Below are 22305 nucleotides of genomic sequence, written 5' to 3'. Positions count from 1 at the left end.
AAAAATGCCAACAAAATCTATGACTTTGTTGACACTTTAAATTTCAGATTTTAATGATTGTCAATGTCCCTATCTGAATCATTTCATTTATTATTTTTGTTCTTTTTCTTCGTTTAACATCACTTTACGTGATGCGTTTACGCGTCCTTGACGGTCAATTTCAGTTACTTTTACTAAGAATTGGTCGCCAATTTTAGCTACATCTTCAACTTTGTTAACTCTTTCGTTAGAGAATTGAGAAATATGAACAAGTGCATCTTTACCTGGGAAGATTTCAACAAATGCACCGAATTTTTCAATACGTTTAACTGTTGCCATATAAATTGCTCCGACTTCAGCTTCTCTTGTAATATCTTCAATAATTTGTCTAGCACGGTCAATCATTTCTTTATCTTTAGATCCGATAAATACTGTACCGTCTTGTTCGATATCTAATTTAACACTTGTTTCATCAATGATTTCATTGATTTTCTTACCACCAGGTCCAATAACATCTCTAATTTTATCTGGTTTAATATGCATAATTTCAATTTTAGGTGCATATTGGCTAAGTTCTTCTCTAGGTTCTCTCAATGTTTCAAGCATATGATTTAAGATATATAATCTACCAATTCTTGCTTGCTCAAGTGCTTCTTTTAAGATTTGTTCACTTAAACCATCTATTTTAATATCCATTTGAATAGCAGTGATACCTTTTTCTGTACCTGCAACTTTAAAGTCCATATCACCTAGTGCATCTTCCATACCTTGAATATCAGATAAAATTGTGTAGTTGTCATCTTTAGTAATCAAGCCCATTGCAATACCTGCAACAGGTGCTTTAATTGGCACACCTGCATCCATTAATGCTAAAGTTGAACCACAAATTGAAGCTTGTGATGATGAACCATTTGATTCAAGTACTTCAGAAACAACTCTTATTGTATAAGGGAATTCTTTTTCATCTGGAATAACTTGTAATAATGCACGTTCACCTAATGCACCGTGACCAATTTCACGACGTCCTGGCGCTCTTACTGGTCCTGTTTCACCAACTGAGAAGTTAGGGAAATTATAGTGATGCATGTAACGTTTTTGTTCTTCTGTACCTAGACCATCAATGATTTGGTGTTCACCTAATGCACCTAAAGTCGCAACTGAAAATGCTTGAGTTTGTCCACGTGTAAATAAACCTGAACCATGTGCTCTTGGTAATAATCCAACTTCAGAAGATAAAGGTCTGATTTCTTCAGGATTACGTCCATCTGGTCTTACTTTATCTTCAGTAATTAAACGACGCACTTCTTCTTTTACAAGTGCATCTAATACTTTACTTACATCTTTAAGAACTTCTTCGTTATCTGGATCTTCTTCATTAGTAAAGTCATTTAGAACTTCTTCTTTAACTGCAGAAATATTGATATCTCTTTGTTGTTTTTCTTCAGTTCTGATTGCTGAAATAATATCTAAAGCTTCTGCTTTAGCACGAACTGTTTCTTCAAATGAAGCTTCAATTTCAACTGGTATAAATTCAGCTTTTTCAGGTTGAATATCTTCAATAATAGCTTCTTGGAATTCAACTAATCTTTGAATTTCTTTATGACCAAATAAAATAGCATTTAACATTGTTTCTTCAGTTACTTCTTTAGCACCCGCTTCAACCATGTTAATCGCATCTTTATGACCCGCTACTTGTAAATCCAATAAAGAAACTTCTCTTTGTTCAACATCTGGATTGATAACAAATTCGCCGTCTACTAATCCTACGTTTACACCTGCAATTGGTCTTTCAAATGGAATATCTGATACAGATAATGCCATTGAAGAACCGATCATAGCTGCCATTTCTGGTGAACAGTTTGGATCAACACTCATTACGATAGAAATAACTTGAACATCATGTCTGTATCCTTTAGGGAATAATGGACGAATTGGTCTATCAATTAATCTACTTGTTAAAGTAGCATCTTCACCAGGTCTACCTTCACGTTTATTAAAGCCACCAGGAATTTTTCCTGCAGCATACATTTTTTCTTCATAGTTAACCATTAATGGGAAAAAGTCTACATTTCTAGGTTCTTTTGATGCAGTTGCTGTTGATAATACAACTGTATCCCCATATCTTACTAATACTGCACCATTAGCTTGTTTTGCTAATTGGCCTGTTTCAATTATTAATGGACTTCCTGCCCATTCTGTCTTAAAGACTTTCTTCTCTTGAGACATTTATGAATCTCCTCTCATACACTTAATCTCTTATATCATACCATTATACACATATTTTTTATATTTATTTATAAAAAAATCGAAAGAAATCTGATTGATTTCCTTCGATTGAAATTACGATTAGCGACGTAATCCTAATGATTTAATTAAATCACGGTAACGTTGAACATCATTTTCACGTAAATATGTTAATAAATGTTTACGACGACCAACCATTTTTAATAATCCACGACGTGAATGATGGTCTTTCTTGTGAGTACGTAAATGTTCGTTTAAAGCAGTGATTTCTGCTGTTAAAACTGCGATTTGTACTTCTGGAGAACCAGTATCAGTTTCATGTACGCGGTATTGTTCGATTAGTTCGTTTTTTCTTTCTTGTGAAATTGCCATTGTCAATTTCCCTCCTATAATTGTATTCACCGTAAACCTGAGCTGATCGTCGGAGTGTCGATAAGCCAAGGATTAGGCACTCAAATCATTATACATAACTCTTTATGTTCTTTCAAGTGATAATAACGCTTTTGCTTCTTCTTTATCTTGCTTAATTTGATTAACAAGTGCATCTATGCCATCAAATTTTTGTTCTGGTCTAATAAAATGGTGCCAATATACTTCTACACGCTCACCATATATACTTTCTTCAAAATCAAAGATATTAACTTCAATACTTATTTGAGAAACAGATGGATCATGGAATGTTGGTTTCACACCAACGTTACACACACCTTTATATGACTTATCTCTTGATTTAATTAATAATGTTACAGCGTAAACACCTTTTCTAGGTAATACATAGTCATCGCTTGGTTCAACATTAGCTGTAGGAAAACCAATCGTACGCCCTCTTTTTTCGCCTTGAACAACCATACCTTTAATAACATATGGGCGTCCTAAAGCTAAATTACAAGCTTCTATTTCTCCTAATTCAAGTGATGTTCTAATATTCGTAGTTGAGATTTTTTCATCCTCATGTAATGTTTGCTTAGATACGACAAATACATCAAATGGATAATCATTCTCTTGTAATGATGCCATATTTCCTTTTCCATATTTACCAAAACTGAAATCATAACCAGCAATAACAGCTTTCACATGATTTTGAATAAAATATTGGTCAATAAAATCATCCGCAGACACATCTGCAAATGTAGAAGAAAAGTTAACGACGAAACAGTAATCTACGCCTAACTTTTCAATTGCTTCAATTTTATCTGCAATAGGTGTTAAATACGTTGTTCTTTTCTTTTCAGGATTTAAGACAACTGAGGGGTGTGGATCAAATGTCATAACAGCTTTTTTTAAATGTTTATCTTTAGCTACTTTAATCATTTTTTTAAGAACTTGTTGATGACCTAAATGTATACCATCAAAAAAACCGATAGCTAAAGCAATATTTTCATTTACAAATTGTTTAGATTTAATTGGGTGTGTAATTTCTATAACTTCCATCTATATACTCCTTTAAAGAAAAACTTTTTTCGGTTTATAAAGTGTTTCATTTTTATCATAAGTATCCATAATAGCAATCGCTTTGTCTTCATACCAAACAACAAATTCGCCATCATGTTTACTTTCATCTATTAAAGATTTTTCTATTTTTTGTCCGTTCTGAATACGCGTTACGATATTTTTATCATGTACGGTAATTTTCGTTAAACCATTCAATCCATATTCTAATGGAAGAATCACATCTTGTAACTTATCTTGCTCAACAATTTCTCTTAAGTCATCTAATTTAATAGCCTGATTTAAAGTAAAACCGCCACTTTTCAATCTAATTAAATGAGACATATGTGCAGGATAATTTAGTAACGCACCAATTTGAGTTGCTAACGTTCTAATATATGTCCCTTTGCCACATTCAACTTCAATTTCAAATTTACAAATATCATTCTCATAAATAATATCAGAAATTAAATTAATACTGTTAATATGTACCCTTCTTACAGGACGTTCAATTTCAATATTTTGTCTAGCATATTCATATAATTTCTTACCATTAACTTTAACAGCAGAATACATAGGTGGAATTTGTTCTATGTCACCTTCTAATTGTTTTAAAGTCGCAATAATTTCATCTTTGTCCCATAAATTTTGATCAACACGCTTCTGATCTACAATCTCACCAGTTTGGTCTTCAGTCGTTGTACTAACACCAATCGTTACTTCAGCTCTGTATGATTTGCCACTTTCCATCACATAACCACTCACACGCGTCGCTTTCCCAACACAAATCGGTAGTACACCACTTACCTCAGGATCCAAAGTTCCAGTATGGCCAACTTTTTTTGTTTTTAAAATTTTACGAAGTTTAAATACGACGTCATGACTTGTCATACCAACTTCCTTATGAATTGCTAGAATGCCATCCAAATTTACGACCTCCATAATGTTTCTATTCTTTTTAATTTTACATGAAAATATTCATAAAAAGAAGAAATAACTCAATTTCATAAAAAATGCGCGAGTGCTTGGGGACAGAATTCCGAGTAATGTCCCTAACGAAGGGGTCACTCTAATTACCAGAATTCGGAATAATGGTAGTTAGCGCGTTCTTATTTCCACAATTCAGAATAATGGTAGTTACAGCCCCTCTAATCAAAAAAAGACCAAGACATTTTATTGTGTCTTAGCCTAAATTTGGATTAATCATTACGATTTAAATCTTGAATCATGCGTTCAATTTTATTACCGTAATCGATTGATTCATCATATTCAAAATGCAATTCTGGTAAAATACGCAATTTCATACGATTACCTAATTCTGATTTAATAAAGCCTTTTGCTTTTTCTAAACCTTTAAATGTATCTTCTTTTTCTTTATCAGAACCTAATACAGTTAAATAAACTGTAGCGTGTGATAAGTCTCCTGGAAGTTCTACATCTGTAATTGTTAAAAATCCAACTCTTGGATCTTTAAGTTTATTGTTGATGATATCCATTAATTCTTTTTTCATTTGTTCGCCTACTCGTTCAGAACGAATACTCATATCTTTCACCTCTTAACATTCTCATCTCTCTATATACATTAGTATATTATAGCACATGCTTGAATGCTTAAAAAGATAATCACTCGATATAAATATATTATGTTTCAATACTTAACTTTAGTCGCTCTAATCCTTCTAATACTTTAGACTTTGGGCATCCAACATTGTACCTTAAAAAGTGCTGACCATTACCGCCATATGTTTGTCCATCCATTATCGCAACTTTGCCTATGTTAATAAGTCGGTATTGCAATTCATCCATCGTCATATTTAAATCTGAAACATCTAACCATATAAGATATGTTGATTCTGGATAGACAACTTTTATTTCTGGTATGTGCTCTTTTAAGAATGATTGAACTGCATGTATATTGTCATCTAAATATTCGTTTAAAGCATCTACCCAATCACTCGCTTTTTCATATGCTGCTATCGTAGCTTCCATCCCCATAATGCTTGGTGATGATAAACCATCTTGCTTTTTCATATGATTTAAAAATGCATCCCCATCTTCTTTATTAGGAATTAAAGTATACGCAAAAAGTAGACCTGGAAAATTAAAAGTCTTACTACCACTTGTCACAATTGCTATATCATTTGTACTTTTATCCAGTATTGGAATGTGGTTGTTACCCTTTCGAACGATATCCATATGAATTTCATCAGAAATGATATAAACATGATGTTCCTGACATAGTTTAATGATTGTAGTCAGTTCATCTTCATTCCATACTCTACCTGTTGGGTTATGAGGAGAACATAATAACAAAATTTTATTTTCAGGTTTCGCTAATTGCATCTCTAATTGTTTAAAGTCAATTGTATAATAACCATCTTCGTAGAAAAGTTGGTTCTCCACAACTGTACGATGATTCTCTTTAATCACATTATAAAATGCGTCATATGCTGGTGTTTGAATGATCACACCATCGTTCAAATTAGATTTCATATGAATTAGCTGTGAAACTGCATATATCACAGTTGGTGTATAATAAATCCAATCTTCATCAATTTCCGTATTAAAACGGCTTTTATACCAATTCATAACGGTTGATTTAAAGTCTGTATGATTCCATCTCGTATAACCGAATATTGGATGCTTCATACGTCTATTTAAATGTTCCATAATTGAATGTGGTAGCGCGAAGTCTGTGTCTGAAATTGTGAATGGCAACAAGTCACTTTGCCCAAAACGGTCTTGAACATAATCCCACTGAGTACAATTTGTCCCTGTTCTATCAATCACCTTATCAAAATTATACATTACAAAAATCCCTTCTTAACTTAAATAATGGCATCTAATTGTTTTCGGACAGTTGTTACTCTCGTTCCGATGATAATCTGTACATTTTGTTTATCTAAATGTACGACACCTAATGCACCAAGTTCTTTTAGCTTTTCATCATCAACAATTTCTGCATCTTCCAGCACTAATCTTAAACGTGTAATACAGTTATCGATGCTTATAATATTACTAGAACCGCCAATCGCTTGAAGCATATCAGAAGCCATTTCGTCTGTTTGATTTGTACGATTTTGTGTCGAATTACTTTCATTTTTATCGTTCTTTTCAACAGTTCTACCTGGTGTTTTTAAGTCGAATTTCAAAATAACTGTCTTGAACACTAAATAATAGATAACAAACCATATTAATCCAACAATTATGACAAGCCACCATTTCGTATAACTACCTTGCATGACGCCAAATATTAGAAAGTCTAGTACGCCGCCATCTGTATTACCAATTGTCACACCTAGAATATTCATAACCATAAATCCTAAACCTGTCATGATGACATGGAAGATCCAAAGCAATGGACTAATGAATAAAAATAAAAATTCAATTGGTTCCGTGATACCTGTAACAAATGTCGCTACAAATCCTGAAATTAAGAGACCTTTAATTTTATGTCTATTCTCTTTAGGCGCTGCGTGATAAATTGCTAAAGCTGCAGCAGGTAAACCAAACATAAATGTAGGCATCTTACCTTGTGATAAGAATGCTGTTACATTTGGAGATATTGGTAAATTATTTTGTAATTGCGCATAAAAAATATTTAATGCGCCAAATACATCCTTACCTTCAATAATAGAATGACCACCAACTTCAGTAAATCTAACCATAGATACTAAAATATGATGTAAACCGAATGGTAATAATAACCTTTCACCAGCACCGAATAAAAATGGTCCAAAGACACCAGAATGTTGAATTAGTGCACCAACACTTCCAATGATCATGCCGAAGAATGGCCAAACAATCGGTATAATTAACCCAACTACTGCCAATACGAGAGATGTTACAATTGGCACAAACCTTGAACCTGAGAAGAACGCAAAGCTGTCAGGTAACTGTGTATAACTAAATTTATTATGTAATTTATAAACGATAAGACCAGAAATAATACCACCAAGCACACCCATTTCGAGTGTTTGAATACCTAATACCATACTTTGTCCAGCTTGTTGTAATTTATCTGTATCGGCTAATTGATGCGTCTCAGTTAAATAGAAATTAATCGTTAAATTCATAACTGTATAACCTACAAACCCTGAGAATGCAGCTACACCTTTTTCATGTTTAACAAGTCCGATTGGTATAGCGATCGCAAATAGTACAGGTAAATATGTAAAAGCAAATCCCCCAACTGTTGCTAGAAACTTCAATACTAGCTGTATCATGTTATTCTCTAAAAATGGAAAGACATCAATCATTGACTCACTTGTAAATGAACTCCCTATTCCTAAAATCAATCCCATAAAAGCTAATAAAGCTACAGGAAGCATAAATGTCTTCCCCATATTTTGAAGAAAATCCCACACATTACTTTGCTTCTTCTTTTTACTCATATTTAATAACACCCCTTTAATACATTAATGTAATTTAAATATACAAATGTATTAAAGGGGCATCAATAGTATATAATCATTTTGGACGCGCTTACATCTTATGAATGTCGTTACATTATAATTGTTTACCATACATCATTAATAGAAAATCTATCATAAACATAGCAGCGTGCCTTGAACTTAAATCTACATTTCCAATATAGATACTATTCGTTTTAGCAATTAAAGTTATGGTCGATAGCTGCGCCAATTTGGAATGCCTATTACTAACAATAGAAATAATTGGTACTTTGTTGTCTCTTAACTGACCAGCATAACGGACAATATGTGAGGTTTCGCCACTAGAACTAATACAAATTGCTAAACTATCTTGATCTAAATTATGCGTTACCGCTTCTAATTCATCCCAATCCGTTCGCGCATGTGCTACTTTACCTAGAAACGTTAATTTTCTACTTAAATCAATCCCGTTTACTAAACTCGCTCCCACACTAATAACTTCTATTACACGTGCATCTCGTATATAAGCTACTGCTTTTTCTATATCTTGGATATTGATCTCATTCATTGTATTCTGAAGGTTCGCCAAATTTTCATTCATAAAATCATTCATTTCAACATCAAAACTTTGCACATTGTTTACTTTATTTAAATCAGGTTGATTTTGTAATAATGCATATTTCAGTTCTCTATAGCCTTGATAACCTAATTTTTGAGAACATCTACTTACAGTTGCAGTTGACACAAACAACTTTTCAGCAATATCATCGATATTCATATTAGCTATCGACGTATAATCATTCAAAATAAAATCCAGTACCCTCTTCTCTAATTCACTTAAATCATTTCTTCTTTTTTGTAATTTTCCTACAAGTGCATTTTGTTCCATTTTAACCCCTCTTAATATTTTCACTTTTATACCATAACTTATCCATCAATACTTCACTATATCCCATCTTAGGCATGCTTAAAGATGATAATAAATGAAACAATAAATAATATTTGCAACAGTGCTCTTAAATATATATTCATCGGTACTTTTCCACCTATAGTAATATTTTTAGCATGTGCTTTCATATAACCAGGGAACAAAACAAAGCATAAAATAATACCAATCACACTGAATACAAAATTAACTTTAGGAATAAACACACTTATCGCAATGACAAATTCTAACCACCCTGTTACATACACAATCATTTTTGGATTTGGAATACTACTCGGAACCATTTTAATAAGTGAATTTCGAATAGAAGGCATAAATCTACCAATAAATGTATACATAAATGCGAAAAATATTGAAAATTGAGCGACATTCATCCACATACTTTCAGTTTGAAATATACGATGTACAATAAATCCGATAAAGCAGCCGACAAAATAAACAATCATTGTTTGCATAAGAACCACTCCAATACGTCATATTTGTAGTTCATGATTAACTTTACTGTATCCAATCTATTTACTTACCTATTCCCTTATTACAGTGTAAATATACATCAAAAAAATAATGATTCGTACTTTAATGAATGTCATCAACTGTCACACAACAAGTCATCATCCATAACACAAATTTCACTTTTCTAAATAAACCGTTATGCTATATATATCAAGTATATTTATATACTTGAAGAGAATCCGTATTCTCGACTCAACAATAAAAGTGCTTATCTTCCAAAAATGGGAAGTATATCTCCAGCTAAGGTATACTTCCCATTTACATGTCTACTACTACTCATTATGATAAATTAATTGTATAACACCTGATTTAAATTTTCTTGAATGTACTAGTTTAAGTTGTTGTCTATCTTCTATATCTATAAATAGTGGTTTTCCTTTTCCTAAAACTATAGGATGTATGGATAGTCTATATTCATCTACTAATCCATAATTTACAAATGTCGTAATTAAGCTAGATCCACCATATAACCATATATCTTTACCTGGCTTGCTTTTTATTTCATGTACATGTTCTACGATATTATCTTTAATAACATTGACATGTTTATCTTCAAACTTAAATTTCTTTGAAAAGACATACTTTTCTTTGGCATGTATGTTTTTCCACATTAATTTGTCTTCTTCTGAATCTTCTAAACTCGGTTGAAAATCTCCCCATGCTTCGTAACTTTTTCTTCCATAAAAGATTGTATCGACTTGATTTAAAAAATCATCAAAATTCATTTCAGGATCCATAATACACCAGTCAATCTCGCCATTTTCGCCTTCTATAAGCCCATCTAATGTAACAGCTAAATCTAAAATGACTTTCCTACTATTATCATCACTACTCATATATTGAACCCCCAATCATCTCTTACTATTATCATACACGAAATGATAATAGAAAACACACCACATTATTTATGATAAATGGGTGTGTCTTGACTCTAATTCTAATAATGATTGCTTCATTTCAAGTCCGCCTCTATAGCCTCTTAGTTGTCCGTCTTTGCCTATAACACGATGGCAAGGTATCACAATGTTTAATGGATTTTTACCGACTGCTGATGCAACAGCTCTAACTGCGTTTGGTTTATCAATTTTATTGGTTAAATCTGAATAAGTTATTGTTTCTCCATATGGTATTGTGGTCAACGCTTGCCACACGGTTTCGTTAAACGGTGTGGATTGTATATCTATTTTTAAGTCAAAAGTTTTTCTTGTGCCATTAAAATATTCATTCAATTGGTCGATATATGGTTTTACTTTGTCTTGATTTTCTTTAATATCTATATTTGAAATAAACTGATGTATTTCATTTTCTTTATCAAAAGAACCTACAAATATGAGACCCTCATCACTTGCATAAATATCGAGTTGTTTATTAAGATGCTTAAGAATACCATGATAAATTATTTTCATCGTCTACCTCCTTTGGTGATAGTTTAAATGAATTTATTTGTAAACTCAATATAAATAGTCGTTTTCATAATTAGATAGCAATATAAGGATATTTTTATATGTTATGATATTTTTGAGGTGATAAATTTGGCAATGTATTTAACTGAGAAAAGATGGCAAGACATTAAAACAAACAATAAATTAGCGAATGATGATTTTGTATATGCAGTTAAGACGACAATGATATTCTGTAAACCTTCATGCAATGCTAAATTACCTAATAAAGAAAATGTTTCAATATATCGAGACTATCACGAAGCTATAGAAAATGGTTATCGTCCTTGTAAAAAGTGTAATCCAACAGGTCAATTATTAGAAGATGAAGAATGGGTATTACAAATAAAAAATTTCATTCATCGAAATTATCATTTAAATCTTACATTAGATGAAATTTGTAACCAATGTCACGGTTCAAAATTTCATTTATCAAGACTATTCAAACAAGTTACACATCAAACAATTATGCAATATTTACATGAAATAAGAATTGAAAAAAGTAGCGAATTGCTTCTTGATAACACAATGACAATTGAAGACATTAGTAGACGAGTTGGTTATAAAACAACATCACATTTTATCAAAGTATTTAAGCAATTCTATTTTATGACACCTTTACAATATCGTAAACGGAAAAACAGTTAAGATAGCTTCCTATCTTAACTGTTTTTTAAAAGATTAACAATGTTACATACAAACCTACTAATGTAATAAATAATACGGGTATCGTTATGATGATACCTGTTTTAAAGTATGTGCCCCAAGGTATTTTAACACCTTTTTGTGACAATACATGTAGCCACAATAATGTTGCTAATGAACCGATAGGTGTAATTTTCGGACCGAGATCTGAACCGATAACATTTGCATAAATCATGCCTTCTTTAAGCGGAGCAATAACATCTGATTGATGGATAGCGAGTGCATCTATGAGAACGGTTGGTAAGTTATTCATAATCGATGACAAAAATGCTGCTATAAATCCCATCCCCATAATACTTGCAAATAATCCATGTTGAGAAATGTCTGTTAGTATATGACTTAAAATTGCAAGGATACCTACATTTTTAAGTCCAAAGACAACTAAATACATACTAATTGAGAATACGACTATATTCCATGGTGCACCTTTGAGCACTTTTTTAGTATGAACTGCAGGAGATTTTCTAGCAAACCATACAAATATAATGGCTACTATACCTGCAATAATTGATACGGGTATGTGTACAAACTCACTGATAAAATATCCGATGAGTAATATGGATAAAATAATCCATGACATACGAAACAGTTTCAAATCTTTAATCGCTTCTTTTGGTTGTTTTAAATGACGATCGTCAAATGTACGTGGTATTGACGATTTAAAGAATAACCACAATACAGCAATACTGGCCAATAATGAGAATATGTTCGGTATGAACATATGTAAGAAATATTCAACAAAGCCAATATTAAAATAATCTGCAGAAACAATATTCACTAAATTGCTCACAGTGAATGGTAGTGAAGTTGTATCTGCTATAAATCCACTGGCTATCACAAAAGGAAAAATGATTTTCTTATTAAATCCTAGATGACGTACCATTGCCAATACTATAGGCGTAAGTATCAAAGCTGCACCATCATTCGCAAAAAATGCCGCAACAATTGCACCTAATATCATGATATAAATAAACATCTTTATACCATTTCCACGAGAGGCTTTAACCATATGAATCGCAGACCATTCAAAGAAACCAATTTCATCAAGAATAAGCGAAATGATAATTATCGCTATAAATGTCAATGTTGCATTCCAAACAATGCTGGTCACTTCAAGTATATCTTCTATTTGTACAACACCAGTTATAATGGCAATTAATGCACCAATAAATGCTGTTACACCGATATCTAGTCCTTTCGGTTGCCAAATAACGAAAGTCAGTGTTAATACAAAAATAATGATTGCTAATGTGGTTATCGTCAATTCCTCCTATCAAATATACCAAGATTATATTTAACAAATGTTTTTATGATAGAAATTTAATCATCTTCATCATCATCATCGTCAAAGTCATCATCTTGTTCATAATAATATCCATTATTTGTTTGTACTTCTTGTCTTTCATCTGTCTTTGGAGCATTATATTCTAATTGTGGTTGTTCAATATTAAACCATGAGACAGAATTTATTTTACCACTTACTGCATTAACAGTTACAACCGCACCTTCATCATCATCTACATATTGAGTTATTGTATACGTATTCGGCGTTGTATTTGTATTTTTCTTTATATCTATAAATTTTCCGCCAACTTTTTGATGTGAGATTTGTTTTGCTTCTTTTTCACTGATTAATGATTTCTTTTCTTTTTTTCTAGGGTTTTCTTTTTGCTTTTTTTCTTTATTATTAGACTGCTCTTTATTTTTAATCGTTTTTGATTTTACGTTTTTAATAACCTCTTTCTTACGATCAATATCTAAAGAATAAACTTTATTACTATCTTTAATATTAACATGGAATAATGATTCATCATCAGAAAGCGAAATATCTTCAATATTCCCTTTATATCGATCGGTAACAAACTTTTCTACTTCTTCTTTCTTCATTAATTTTTCATTCGCTTTCATATAAATAATGATGCTTAATACTATAAATAGTGTAGATGCTAACAAAACAAGGATGTGTTTTGTTGCTATTTTCAAGTTATTTCACCCTCTCTAAAATAAGTGTAAATTGAGTACCTTTGTTCATTTCACTATCAACTTTAATATCAATATGATTTTTCAATGCTAATTCTTTCGCAATATAAAGACCTAATCCAGATCCACCAGATTCTCTTGATCTTGCTTTATCAACTCTATAAAAGCGCGTAAAAATTTTCTCTAAATCTTGTTCTGGAATACCTGATCCATAGTCTTTAATTTGTATTTGAACATGATCTTCAATTGTTAAAATATTAATATCAATATGACTCTGACTATATTTGTACGCATTATCTAAAAATATAGTCATAATTTGTGTGAAACTTTCTTTATTCACAAGTCCTTCTATATGTTGATTTTCAGCAGATAAATTAATTTTTCGTTTATATACTGCCATTAGGCGTTTAACTAAAATATAGATTTCTTCATATAAATTAATTTTCTCTAGTGGTAAATCATGATACGTTCTCTCTATCTTAGCTAAATCCAACATTTGCTCAGTTAAATATTTTAAACGTTTTGCTTCATCATTAATCGTATCTATACCCTCTTCTAAAATATCTTCACGAGTTTTCCCAAATCGTTTTAACATTTCACTATATGAACTAATAACCGTGATTGGGGTTTTTAATTCATGAGAAGCATTTAGAATAAAAGCTTGTTGCTTTTCATCATGATCTTTTAAATAAAGCATCATATCGTTAAATGTTTGTGATAATTCTTTTAATTCTTTCGTATCATCTTTATTAATACCAATAGTCGTGTAATGTTTTGTTTCTTTCGTCTTATTCATCTTTATTATAAGTTCATTAATCGGTTTCAATATAATCTGAGTAATAATTCGATTTAATAAAAATATAACAATTAGTATAATAAAAGTAGATACAATTAATATACCTTTTAATATATCAAAGGTTTCATATTTGAAATTAATATTTTCGTAAATTTGTAAATTACTGACTTCACCGTTTTTCCAAATAATCGGTAGTGATACCATTGCAAAGTGATTACCTTTCTTATTAACTACTTTCTTATATTGTTCATTTTTAAATGGTTCACCAATATTTTTGTAGTTTACATCTGTCGAAATTTGAATTATTTTTTTGTCATTTTTGTTTACTAAAGTAATATATCCGTCAGAGAGTAAATAAGATTGTAATACCGCTTCAGTATTTACATTTTCTCTAGTTGTATTTTGTAATTCTTTCATTATATTTATTCCGCGACTTTCTAATTGAGTCACTTCTGAATCTAATGAAATTTTTTGATACACAAAATATACTACTAAGTTGATTAATATCACTACTATAACAATCATTACTGTTGTGTATAATTGGATCTTTGTTCCTAATTTCATAATATCAATCCTTTAATATATATCCTATTCCTCTAACGCTAGTTATAATAGACTCTGTATCTATATCAAGTTTTTTTCTTAAATATCGGACATAAACATCGATAACATTTGTATCGCCATAATAGTCATAACCCCATACCGCTTCTATAATTTGCTCTCTCGTTAACACTTGATTTTTATTTTCTAGAAAGTAAATTAATAAGTCATATTCTTTTTGTGTTAAATTAATTGGTTCCTTATCAATATAGACTTCACGTCTTGATTTATAAATTGATAAATATCTATAAGTGGATGCATTGTCGTCTTCATTTTGTACTTTTAAAGTACTTTTTTCTTTCAAATGAACTCGAATACGAGCGAGCAATTCTTCAATTTCAAATGGCTTTGTCATATAATCATTAGCACCAGAATCTAAGCCACTAACTTTGTCCATAACTGCATCACGTGCAGTCAGCATTATAATTTTAACGTCTTCATTTTGTTCTCTTACGCGTCTTAATACTTCTAATCCATTTAGTTCTGGAATCATAACATCTAATAAAATCAGGTCGAAATTTTCATTTTCTAAACGTTCTAATGCTGATTTACCTGTGTGTGCAATATCAATTTTATAATTTGCATATTCTAGTTCTAATTGTATAACACGTGCAATTTTTTCATCATCTTCAACAACTAATATTTTCTCCATTATTTTGTCTCCTATCTAAGTGAAAGTCCTGTAAATTGCCACCATATATAATAACTAAATATCATCAATAATATATAAGTTGGCATTAATATAACACTTATTTTCATTAAATCTCGATTTTTAAATGGCTTTTCATCTTGTTCATAAAATAATAGCAATGCTTTTGAGCAAACTGGAAATGTTACACAATAATTCGTTCCAATTAAAGTAATAAACACTACTGCGACTGGATTTAAATTAAACATTTCACTAAATAATAAAAATACTGGTACAAAAACAATTGCCCGTGTCGTATGACTTGTAATATACAAATGGGAAGTAACAGTAATAATAACTATTATACTAAGTATAGCGAATTCATTTAAAGTTTGAAATTGAGATAAATAATTTAACAAATGATCTTGTATATAATCCACTACTTTATAAGTGACCAACAAATTCCCTAAAGTCGTAGCACCTGCTACAAAGAATATTAAACTCCATGAAATATTTTGAACACCTTGTTTCCAAGTTATCACACCTATTCTAGGTATCATCATACAAATACCCATCAACATAGTAATAAAAGCAATTTCAAATCCATGAATATTTTCAGTCATCCATAAAGTTATTGTGATGACGATATATACAATTGCTCTTTTCTCAATTTGAGTAAAAGGCTTTCGTTCTTCATGCGATTTTTCTTGATGGTAGTGTACGTCTTCACTTATATTCATATACATTATTTTAGTCACTATAAAAGTAACTAAACCAATTACTAAACCAAAGGGCAATCCCCATAATAAAAATTCACTATAAGAAATAGATTTATTAGCTTTTCCTTCTAATAATCCTATACCAACTAGATGACTACCGGCACCAATTAAAGTTAAATTTGCACCCATTAATATTAAAATTGGAATTAACAATGCAAAATACTTCTTATTTGTCGGGAATCGTGTTTCAAATGCTTTATAAACTGGTAACATAGCTGCTGCTCTACCTGAAGTTGATGGTACGATAACAGAAATCACTTGTATGATAAGAAATAAAAGTATATTCACACTTCTACTCGTTTTACATCTCACATGTATAAAATTAATCATTCTGTTTAACAAACCACTTATTTCAATTGCCGCACTAATAATAAAAGCGCCTATCATCAACCAAACTACGTGCGAATTCATTGAATGAAACATTACATCTTCTGGTAATCCAAGTAGAATACCTATCATAATCGCGATAAACGAAGATAAACCTGCTGGCATATTTGATAATAAATAGAGACCTAATGACAATACGAATACAATTAAACTTAATTTAGCTAAATAACTCATATCTGTATATAAGAAAATACAGATTGAAAAGATGAAATATACAGATAAGTAAATGATTTGCTTATTAGTCATTTAGATCACATCTCTTTAGCAACCATTTGGTTACCTAAGTTAATGCCTATCATAATATGTCTAAATGCATTTTCAGAACAATTTTCTAACCAATCTTTTGCATCAGATATTGAATTTTCTAAAGTTGTTGGTTCTGGGATTATACTCGTAAAAGCATCAATTCCACTTTGATAATTAATTTTTGCATTTAAACCAATTGTTCCTGCAAAAGCGATAACTGGTTTATTGTGTGATTTCGCAATTCTTGCAACTTCTGATGGAATCTTACCGTTTGGTGTTTGGTAATCTATACACCCCTCAGCAGTAATTACTAAATCTGCATTAATAATTGCATCAGAAATTTTAATATACTTCATTATAATTTCAAAGCGCGGATGTAACTTTGCATTTAAAAATCCATGTAAACCTGCTCCTAATCCACCTGATGCTCCGCCACCATTAATAAGAGATAAGTCATCACCTTTAAATGATTTGATTAGTCTCGCAAGATGTTCTAAGTTGGAAGATAATTGTTCTACATCTTCAATTGATGCTCCCTTTTGTGGTCCAAATACTCTTGCAACTCCTTTACTGCCACACAATATATTCATCCAATTTACCGCTACATCAATATCAACTAGATGTACCCTTGGATCCATATATCTCATATCAACACCATGAATACGATTAATTTCTCCCCCTCCATTAATAAATATAGGTTCTCCTTCTTTATTTAAAAATTTAACACCTACTGCTTGAGCCATTCCTACTCCGCCATCTGATGTACCTGAATCTCCACAACCAATTAGGATTCTTTCAACACCATAATCTAATGCTTTAATAATTGTTTCTCCTACACCAAATGTAGTTGTATTAAGTGGATTTCTCATATTTCTAGGTACATGTCTTAAACCAGCAATCGCTGCCATTTCTATTACGGCTGTTTTAACACCACTTTCTTTAAATACACCAAAGTATGAAGGAATCGGCTTACCGATTGGTCCCATTACTTGCGTTGCAATTTTTTTACCTTCTTTAAGTTTTATAATAGTATCTACAAAACCTTCTCCACCATCAACCATTGGAATAGTTGTGACTTCATGTTTGCCTTCTACTTTATTAACACCATTCGCAATTGCTTTTCCAACCTCTTCTGCGCTTAAACTTTCTTTAAATCCTGATGGAATAATCACTACTTTCATGTTCATTTCCTCCTCATATCGTATTTCTTGCTTAACCATAATTTATCTTTACAAGATTCACATACAATTAGAGAAAAATTAAAATTTGATTAAAAACGAACATTTTAACAGTTTTATGTAATTTGGAGGAATTGATAAAAAAAATCTCATTATTTAGCCTATGCTAAATAATGAGATTTGAGTTCATTGAATTTTTATAGTATGAGTAATCGTCATACATACTTCAAACTATGCTTAATTATTTTCTTTCAATTTCAACCATTTTGAAAGCTTCGAAGATGTCGCCTTCTTTAATGTCGTTGAATTTTTCGATTGTGATACCACATTCATATCCAGCTGCTACTTCTTTAGCATCATCTTTGAAACGTTTAAGTGTATCTAATTCACCTTCAAAGATAACAATGCCGTCACGAATAATACGTACACTTGCATCTCTTGTAATCTTACCGTCTGTTACGTAACTACCAGCGATTGTACCTACTTTAGATACTTTAAATGTTTGACGTACTTCAGCTTGACCAATAACTTGTTCTTCATATTCAGGGTCTAATAGACCTTTCATAGCTGATTCGATTTCTTCGATTACTTTATAAATAATACGATGTAATCTCATATCAACATTTTCTTCTTCTGCAGCACGTTTAGCACCTGCATCTGGTCTTACGTTAAATCCGATAATAATACCGTTTGATGCTGCTGCTAATGTAACGTCTGATGCATTAATCGCACCAACTGCTGTATGAATAATACGTACATTAACACCTTCAACATCTATTTTCATTAATGATGCTGCTAAAGCTTCTACAGAACCTTGAACATCACCTTTAATGATGATATTTAAATCTTTCATTTCACCTTGTTTCATTTGTTCAAACAAGTTATCTAATGAAACGCTCTTACTATCTTGACGTTGTTTTAAGATATTTTCTTGTTGACGTTTTTCACCGATTTGACGCGCTTGTTTTTCATTTTTGAAGACAACAAATCGATCTCCAGCTTGTGGTACATCATGTAAACCAGTAATTTCAACAGGTGTTGATGGTCCAGCTGTTTTGATTCGTTTACCTAAGTCGTTAACCATCGCACGTACTCTACCGTATGTGTTACCCACTACTAATGAGTCACCAACTTCTAAAGTACCGTTTTGTACTAATAGAGAAGCTGCAGGTCCACGTGATTTATCAAGCTCTGCTTCGATTACAGTACCTACTGCAGCACGGTTAGGGTTAGCTTTTAATTCTTCAACTTCAGAAACTAAACCAATCATTTCTAATAAATCATCGATTCCGTCTCCTTGGATTGCTGAAAGTTGAACGAAGATTGTATCTCCACCCCAGTCTTCAGGATAAAGACCATATTCACCTAATTCTTGCATAACACGATCAGGATTTGCTGTTGGTTTATCAACTTTGTTTACCGCAACAATAATTGGTACTTCAGCTGCTTTAGCATGGTTAATTGCTTCAATTGTTTGAGGCATTACACCATCATCAGCTGCAACAACTAAAATTGTGATATCTGTTACTTGAGCACCACGCGCTCTCATTGTTGTGAAAGCAGCATGTCCTGGTGTATCAAGGAAAGTAATTTTCTTGTTATTGTTAACAATTTGGTATGCACCAATATGTTGTGTAATACCGCCCGCTTCACCAGCTGTAACACGTGTATTACGGATTGAATCTAGAAGTGTTGTTTTACCATGGTCAACGTGTCCCATGATTGTAACAACTGCAGGTCTTTCAATTAAGTCTGCATCATTTTCATCAACTTCAAAGTAATTTTCTAAGTCAGTAGCATCTACATGTACTTCTAACTCAGCTTCAATATCATAATCTGCACAAATTAATTCAACAGTTTCAGTATCTAATGCTTGGTTAATATTAGCTACGACACCAAGTAAGAATAACTTCTTGATAATTTCAGAAGCATCTTTGTTGATTTTATCAGCTAATTCACCAACTGTAATACCTTCTTCATACGTAATTAAAGATGGTGTTTCTTTAACTTCAGGTTTAGGTTGTTGCTGTTGTTGATTATGTTGTTTTTTGTTATTTTGCTTTTGATTCTTTTGATTCTTTTGATTCTTTTGTTGATGATTAGGTTTATTGTTTTGTTTGTTATTCTGTTTGTTGTTATTTGATTTATTTGTATTTGCGTGAGTAGTTGATTGGTCTTTTTTAGCAGAATCCTGCTTTTTAAATGCTTTATCTAAAATTTTAATGTCATTCTCCTCTAATGCTTGCATGTGATTTGATACTTCTATGTTATTCTTTTTTAATTCATCTATGATTGCTTTACTCTTTACATCGATTTCTTTTGCATACTCATATATTCTCTTTTTACTCATATACTCACTCCTCATGAAAATCATGAATCATCGTTTTTAGCTTTTTGCTAAATCCAATGTCAGTTATGCCCAACACCACTCTGCTTTCTTTTCCAATTGCGTAGCCTAATTCATAGCGTGTAGCAAAAGTTAAAAGTGTTACATGATAAGTTGCACATTTATTTTTTATTGTTTTTGTAACATTTGCTGCAGCATCTTCTGAAAGTATGACAAGTTTAACATTGCCTTTTCTTAACTCACTTATGACAATTTCTTCGCCAGTCTTAATCTTTCTAGCTCTTGTTGCCAGACCAAGAAGATTTAAAATTTGATCTTTCTTTTCTATACTCATTTAGGTATACGCTCACGGTAAATTAAACGAATGATTTCTTTATAGACAGGTTCAAGTGTTTCTTTATTACTGTCAAAATAACGTTCTAACTTTCCTTGTTTCTGTGCATTTTCGATAACTTCTAGATCTTTAGAAACATATGCACCGCGACCTGGTGCTTTACCTGTCGCATCTGCTGTTATTTCGCCTTCTTTATTTTTAACGACACGAATCATATCATTTTTAGGTTTCATTTCATTTGAAAGTATACATTTACGCATTGGTATCTTTTTCTTTTTCATGATAAAAGCACCTCACTTTATGATTCTTCAGTTGAAATAATGCCTGCTTCTCTTGCATCAGTTTCTGATTTAATATCAATCTTCCAACCTGTTAATTTTGCAGCAAGTCGTGCATTTTGTCCACGTTTACCGATTGCTAATGATAATTGGTAATCTGGTACGACAACTGTAGTCGATTGATTTTCTTCGTCTACGATAACTTCTACAACTTGTGAAGGACTTAAAGCATTTCTTACGAATACTTTTGGATCTTCGTCCCACTCAACGATGTCGATTTTTTCGCCACCTAATTCATTAACGACTGCTTCAACACGAACACCTTTAGCACCAACACATGCACCTACAGCATCGATATCGCCATTTTCTGAAGTGACACTAATTTTAGAACGGTCTCCAGCTTCACGTGCTACAGATTTAACAATAACAGTACCGTCATAAATTTCAGGAACTTCTTGCTCGAATAAACGCTTTAATAAACCAGGATGTGTACGTGATACAAAGATTTGAGGACCTTTAGTCGTTTGTTCAACTTTATTCACATATACTTTAATACGTTCATTTGGTAAATATTGTTCATTTGGACTTCTCTCAGCTTCAGAAAGTACAGCTTCAGTACGGCCTAAATTAACATATACATAACGGTGATCGACTCTGTCAATAACACCTGTTACAATGTCATCTTCTTTATCAATAAACTCATCATAAAGAATGCCTCTTTCAGCATCTCTTAAACGTTGCATAACTGCTTGTTTAGCTGCTTGAGCACCAACACGACCGAAGTCTTTAGGTGTAACGTCTTCTTCAAAGACATCTCCAATTTCGTATGCTGGGTTTGTAACTAACGCTGTATCTAATGCTACTTGATCTCTATAATCTTCAACATCTTCTACAACGTCTTTTCTTGAAATAACTCTATAAGTACCTTCATCAAGATTCAATTCGATTCTAACATTTTTGGCACTGTCATAGTTCTTTTTGTAAGCTGTGATTAAAGCCGCTTCTATTGCATCAATAAGTACCTCACGAGGTATTCTTTTTTCCTTTTCAAGGTATTCAATTGCAAGTAATAATTCATTACCTTTCACAATGTATCCTCCTTTA

22 protein-coding genes are annotated in these 22305 nt (G+C 31.8%); 1 reads left to right on the top strand and 21 read right to left on the bottom strand.

All coding sequences use genetic code 11. From position 1 onward, the window contains the following. Positions 1 to 90: 90 nt before the first annotated feature. The 11 genes from pnp to LQ686_RS02955 form a co-directional block, all read right to left on the bottom strand. Positions 91 to 2205 carry a polyribonucleotide nucleotidyltransferase gene (gene pnp / locus LQ686_RS03005; RefSeq protein WP_239733159.1) on the bottom strand — a complete coding sequence of 705 codons (2115 nt, stop codon included), beginning with the start codon at positions 2203 to 2205 and terminating at the stop codon, positions 91 to 93. 120 nt (positions 2206 to 2325) lie between these two features. Next, positions 2326 to 2595, bottom strand: coding sequence for a 30S ribosomal protein S15 (gene rpsO, locus LQ686_RS03000; protein WP_025905354.1), 270 nt, complete (start codon positions 2593 to 2595; stop codon positions 2326 to 2328). Positions 2596 to 2697: 102 nt separating this feature from the next. Next, positions 2698 to 3654, bottom strand: coding sequence for a riboflavin biosynthesis protein RibF (ribF, locus tag LQ686_RS02995; protein WP_025905353.1), 957 nt, complete (start codon positions 3652 to 3654; stop codon positions 2698 to 2700). A gap of 12 nt (positions 3655 to 3666) precedes the next feature. Beyond that, positions 3667 to 4593, bottom strand: coding sequence for a tRNA pseudouridine(55) synthase TruB (gene truB, locus LQ686_RS02990; protein ID WP_182672425.1), 927 nt, complete (start codon positions 4591 to 4593; stop codon positions 3667 to 3669). A gap of 257 nt (positions 4594 to 4850) precedes the next feature. Continuing rightward, positions 4851 to 5195 (bottom strand): 30S ribosome-binding factor RbfA, encoded by a 345-nt coding sequence (rbfA, locus tag LQ686_RS02985; protein WP_048542606.1) that lies wholly within the window; start codon positions 5193 to 5195, stop codon positions 4851 to 4853. A 97-nt stretch (positions 5196 to 5292) separates the two neighbouring features. Continuing rightward, positions 5293 to 6459: a MalY/PatB family protein gene (locus LQ686_RS02980; protein ID WP_107596470.1), complete on the bottom strand. Its 1167-nt coding sequence runs from the start codon at positions 6457 to 6459 to the stop codon at positions 5293 to 5295. A 20-nt stretch (positions 6460 to 6479) separates the two neighbouring features. Next, positions 6480 to 8045: a maltose/glucose-specific PTS transporter subunit IIBC gene (gene malX / locus LQ686_RS02975; protein WP_107590580.1), complete on the bottom strand. Its 1566-nt coding sequence runs from the start codon at positions 8043 to 8045 to the stop codon at positions 6480 to 6482. A gap of 115 nt (positions 8046 to 8160) precedes the next feature. Then, complete coding sequence (locus LQ686_RS02970; protein WP_025905348.1) at positions 8161 to 8934, bottom strand: MurR/RpiR family transcriptional regulator; 774 nt, start codon at positions 8932 to 8934, stop codon at positions 8161 to 8163. A gap of 68 nt (positions 8935 to 9002) precedes the next feature. After that, on the bottom strand, positions 9003 to 9446 hold the full coding sequence (locus LQ686_RS02965) for a hypothetical protein (RefSeq protein WP_025905347.1): 444 nt from the start codon (positions 9444 to 9446) through the stop codon (positions 9003 to 9005). 330 nt (positions 9447 to 9776) lie between these two features. Next, positions 9777 to 10340 carry a dihydrofolate reductase family protein gene (locus LQ686_RS02960; protein WP_025905346.1) on the bottom strand — a complete coding sequence of 188 codons (564 nt, stop codon included), beginning with the start codon at positions 10338 to 10340 and terminating at the stop codon, positions 9777 to 9779. Between the two features lie 69 nt (positions 10341 to 10409). Continuing rightward, entirely contained in the window at positions 10410 to 10910 is a 501-nt protein-coding gene (locus LQ686_RS02955; protein ID WP_107565687.1) for a methylated-DNA--[protein]-cysteine S-methyltransferase, read from the bottom strand. 132 nt (positions 10911 to 11042) lie between these two features. Here LQ686_RS02955 and LQ686_RS02950 point away from each other — a divergent pair, with 132 nt between their 5' ends. Further along, a complete protein-coding gene (locus LQ686_RS02950; protein ID WP_107590578.1) occupies positions 11043 to 11591 on the top strand; it encodes an Ada metal-binding domain-containing protein in 549 nt (182 codons plus the stop codon). A gap of 25 nt (positions 11592 to 11616) precedes the next feature. Here LQ686_RS02950 and arsB read toward each other — a convergent pair whose 3' ends face one another. From arsB to nusA, 10 genes are all read right to left on the bottom strand, one after another. Beyond that, entirely contained in the window at positions 11617 to 12906 is a 1290-nt protein-coding gene (gene arsB / locus LQ686_RS02945; RefSeq protein WP_107596475.1) for an arsenite efflux transporter membrane subunit ArsB, read from the bottom strand. A gap of 62 nt (positions 12907 to 12968) precedes the next feature. Continuing rightward, the gene (locus LQ686_RS02940) at positions 12969 to 13631 is read right to left on the bottom strand and encodes a PepSY domain-containing protein (RefSeq protein WP_107596469.1); all 663 of its coding nucleotides are present in this window, start codon (positions 13629 to 13631) and stop codon (positions 12969 to 12971) included. Position 13632: 1 nt separating this feature from the next. Continuing rightward, positions 13633 to 14988 carry a sensor histidine kinase gene (locus LQ686_RS02935; protein ID WP_107590576.1) on the bottom strand — a complete coding sequence of 452 codons (1356 nt, stop codon included), beginning with the start codon at positions 14986 to 14988 and terminating at the stop codon, positions 13633 to 13635. A 4-nt stretch (positions 14989 to 14992) separates the two neighbouring features. Beyond that, positions 14993 to 15676, bottom strand: coding sequence for a response regulator transcription factor (locus tag LQ686_RS02930; RefSeq protein WP_049319074.1), 684 nt, complete (start codon positions 15674 to 15676; stop codon positions 14993 to 14995). Between the two features lie 11 nt (positions 15677 to 15687). Continuing rightward, on the bottom strand, positions 15688 to 17064 hold the full coding sequence (locus LQ686_RS02925) for an SLC13 family permease (protein ID WP_107590575.1): 1377 nt from the start codon (positions 17062 to 17064) through the stop codon (positions 15688 to 15690). 5 nt (positions 17065 to 17069) lie between these two features. Further along, on the bottom strand, positions 17070 to 18245 hold the full coding sequence (locus tag LQ686_RS02920; RefSeq protein ID WP_103361320.1) for a glycerate kinase family protein: 1176 nt from the start codon (positions 18243 to 18245) through the stop codon (positions 17070 to 17072). 238 nt (positions 18246 to 18483) lie between these two features. Continuing rightward, positions 18484 to 20592, bottom strand: a complete 2109-nt coding sequence (infB, locus tag LQ686_RS02915) for a translation initiation factor IF-2 (RefSeq protein ID WP_239733158.1) — start codon at positions 20590 to 20592, stop codon at positions 18484 to 18486. Positions 20593 to 20596: 4 nt separating this feature from the next. After that, positions 20597 to 20923: a ribosomal L7Ae/L30e/S12e/Gadd45 family protein gene (locus LQ686_RS02910; protein ID WP_025905336.1), complete on the bottom strand. Its 327-nt coding sequence runs from the start codon at positions 20921 to 20923 to the stop codon at positions 20597 to 20599. Beyond that, positions 20920 to 21204 (bottom strand): RNase P modulator RnpM, encoded by a 285-nt coding sequence (gene rnpM / locus LQ686_RS02905; RefSeq protein WP_025905335.1) that lies wholly within the window; start codon positions 21202 to 21204, stop codon positions 20920 to 20922. The genes LQ686_RS02910 and rnpM overlap by 4 nt, the downstream gene beginning before the upstream one ends. Before the next feature lie 17 nt (positions 21205 to 21221). Beyond that, complete coding sequence (nusA, locus tag LQ686_RS02900; RefSeq protein WP_037587793.1) at positions 21222 to 22289, bottom strand: transcription termination factor NusA; 1068 nt, start codon at positions 22287 to 22289, stop codon at positions 21222 to 21224. Positions 22290 to 22305: the final 16 nt, after the last annotated feature.

The organism is Mammaliicoccus sp. J-M41 (assembly GCF_022385935.1).
GTDB lineage: Bacteria > Bacillota > Bacilli > Staphylococcales > Staphylococcaceae > Mammaliicoccus > Mammaliicoccus sciuri_A.
This window is presented reverse-complemented; position numbering and strand designations above follow the sequence as displayed.

Coding starts and splice junctions, on each gene's coding strand:
- ribF (WP_025905353.1), bottom strand. CDS start 3,654: ATGGAAGTTATAGAAATTACACACCCAATTAAATCTAAACAATTTGTA.
- LQ686_RS02955 (WP_107565687.1), bottom strand. CDS start 10,910: ATGAAAATAATTTATCATGGTATTCTTAAGCATCTTAATAAACAACTC.
- LQ686_RS02925 (WP_107590575.1), bottom strand. CDS start 17,064: ATGACTAATAAGCAAATCATTTACTTATCTGTATATTTCATCTTTTCA.
- pnp (WP_239733159.1), bottom strand. CDS start 2,205: ATGTCTCAAGAGAAGAAAGTCTTTAAGACAGAATGGGCAGGAAGTCCA.
- LQ686_RS02970 (WP_025905348.1), bottom strand. CDS start 8,934: ATGGAACAAAATGCACTTGTAGGAAAATTACAAAAAAGAAGAAATGAT.
- rpsO (WP_025905354.1), bottom strand. CDS start 2,595: ATGGCAATTTCACAAGAAAGAAAAAACGAACTAATCGAACAATACCGC.
- LQ686_RS02980 (WP_107596470.1), bottom strand. CDS start 6,459: ATGTATAATTTTGATAAGGTGATTGATAGAACAGGGACAAATTGTACT.
- LQ686_RS02920 (WP_103361320.1), bottom strand. CDS start 18,245: ATGAAAGTAGTGATTATTCCATCAGGATTTAAAGAAAGTTTAAGCGCA.
- LQ686_RS02910 (WP_025905336.1), bottom strand. CDS start 20,923: ATGAGTATAGAAAAGAAAGATCAAATTTTAAATCTTCTTGGTCTGGCA.
- rbfA (WP_048542606.1), bottom strand. CDS start 5,195: ATGAGTATTCGTTCTGAACGAGTAGGCGAACAAATGAAAAAAGAATTA.
- malX (WP_107590580.1), bottom strand. CDS start 8,045: ATGAGTAAAAAGAAGAAGCAAAGTAATGTGTGGGATTTTCTTCAAAAT.
- LQ686_RS02935 (WP_107590576.1), bottom strand. CDS start 14,988: ATGAAATTAGGAACAAAGATCCAATTATACACAACAGTAATGATTGTT.
- LQ686_RS02930 (WP_049319074.1), bottom strand. CDS start 15,676: ATGGAGAAAATATTAGTTGTTGAAGATGATGAAAAAATTGCACGTGTT.
- rnpM (WP_025905335.1), bottom strand. CDS start 21,204: ATGAAAAAGAAAAAGATACCAATGCGTAAATGTATACTTTCAAATGAA.
- truB (WP_182672425.1), bottom strand. CDS start 4,593: ATGGAGGTCGTAAATTTGGATGGCATTCTAGCAATTCATAAGGAAGTT.
- LQ686_RS02950 (WP_107590578.1), top strand. CDS start 11,043: ATGTATTTAACTGAGAAAAGATGGCAAGACATTAAAACAAACAATAAA.
- infB (WP_239733158.1), bottom strand. CDS start 20,592: ATGAGTAAAAAGAGAATATATGAGTATGCAAAAGAAATCGATGTAAAG.
- LQ686_RS02965 (WP_025905347.1), bottom strand. CDS start 9,446: ATGCAAACAATGATTGTTTATTTTGTCGGCTGCTTTATCGGATTTATT.
- LQ686_RS02960 (WP_025905346.1), bottom strand. CDS start 10,340: ATGAGTAGTGATGATAATAGTAGGAAAGTCATTTTAGATTTAGCTGTT.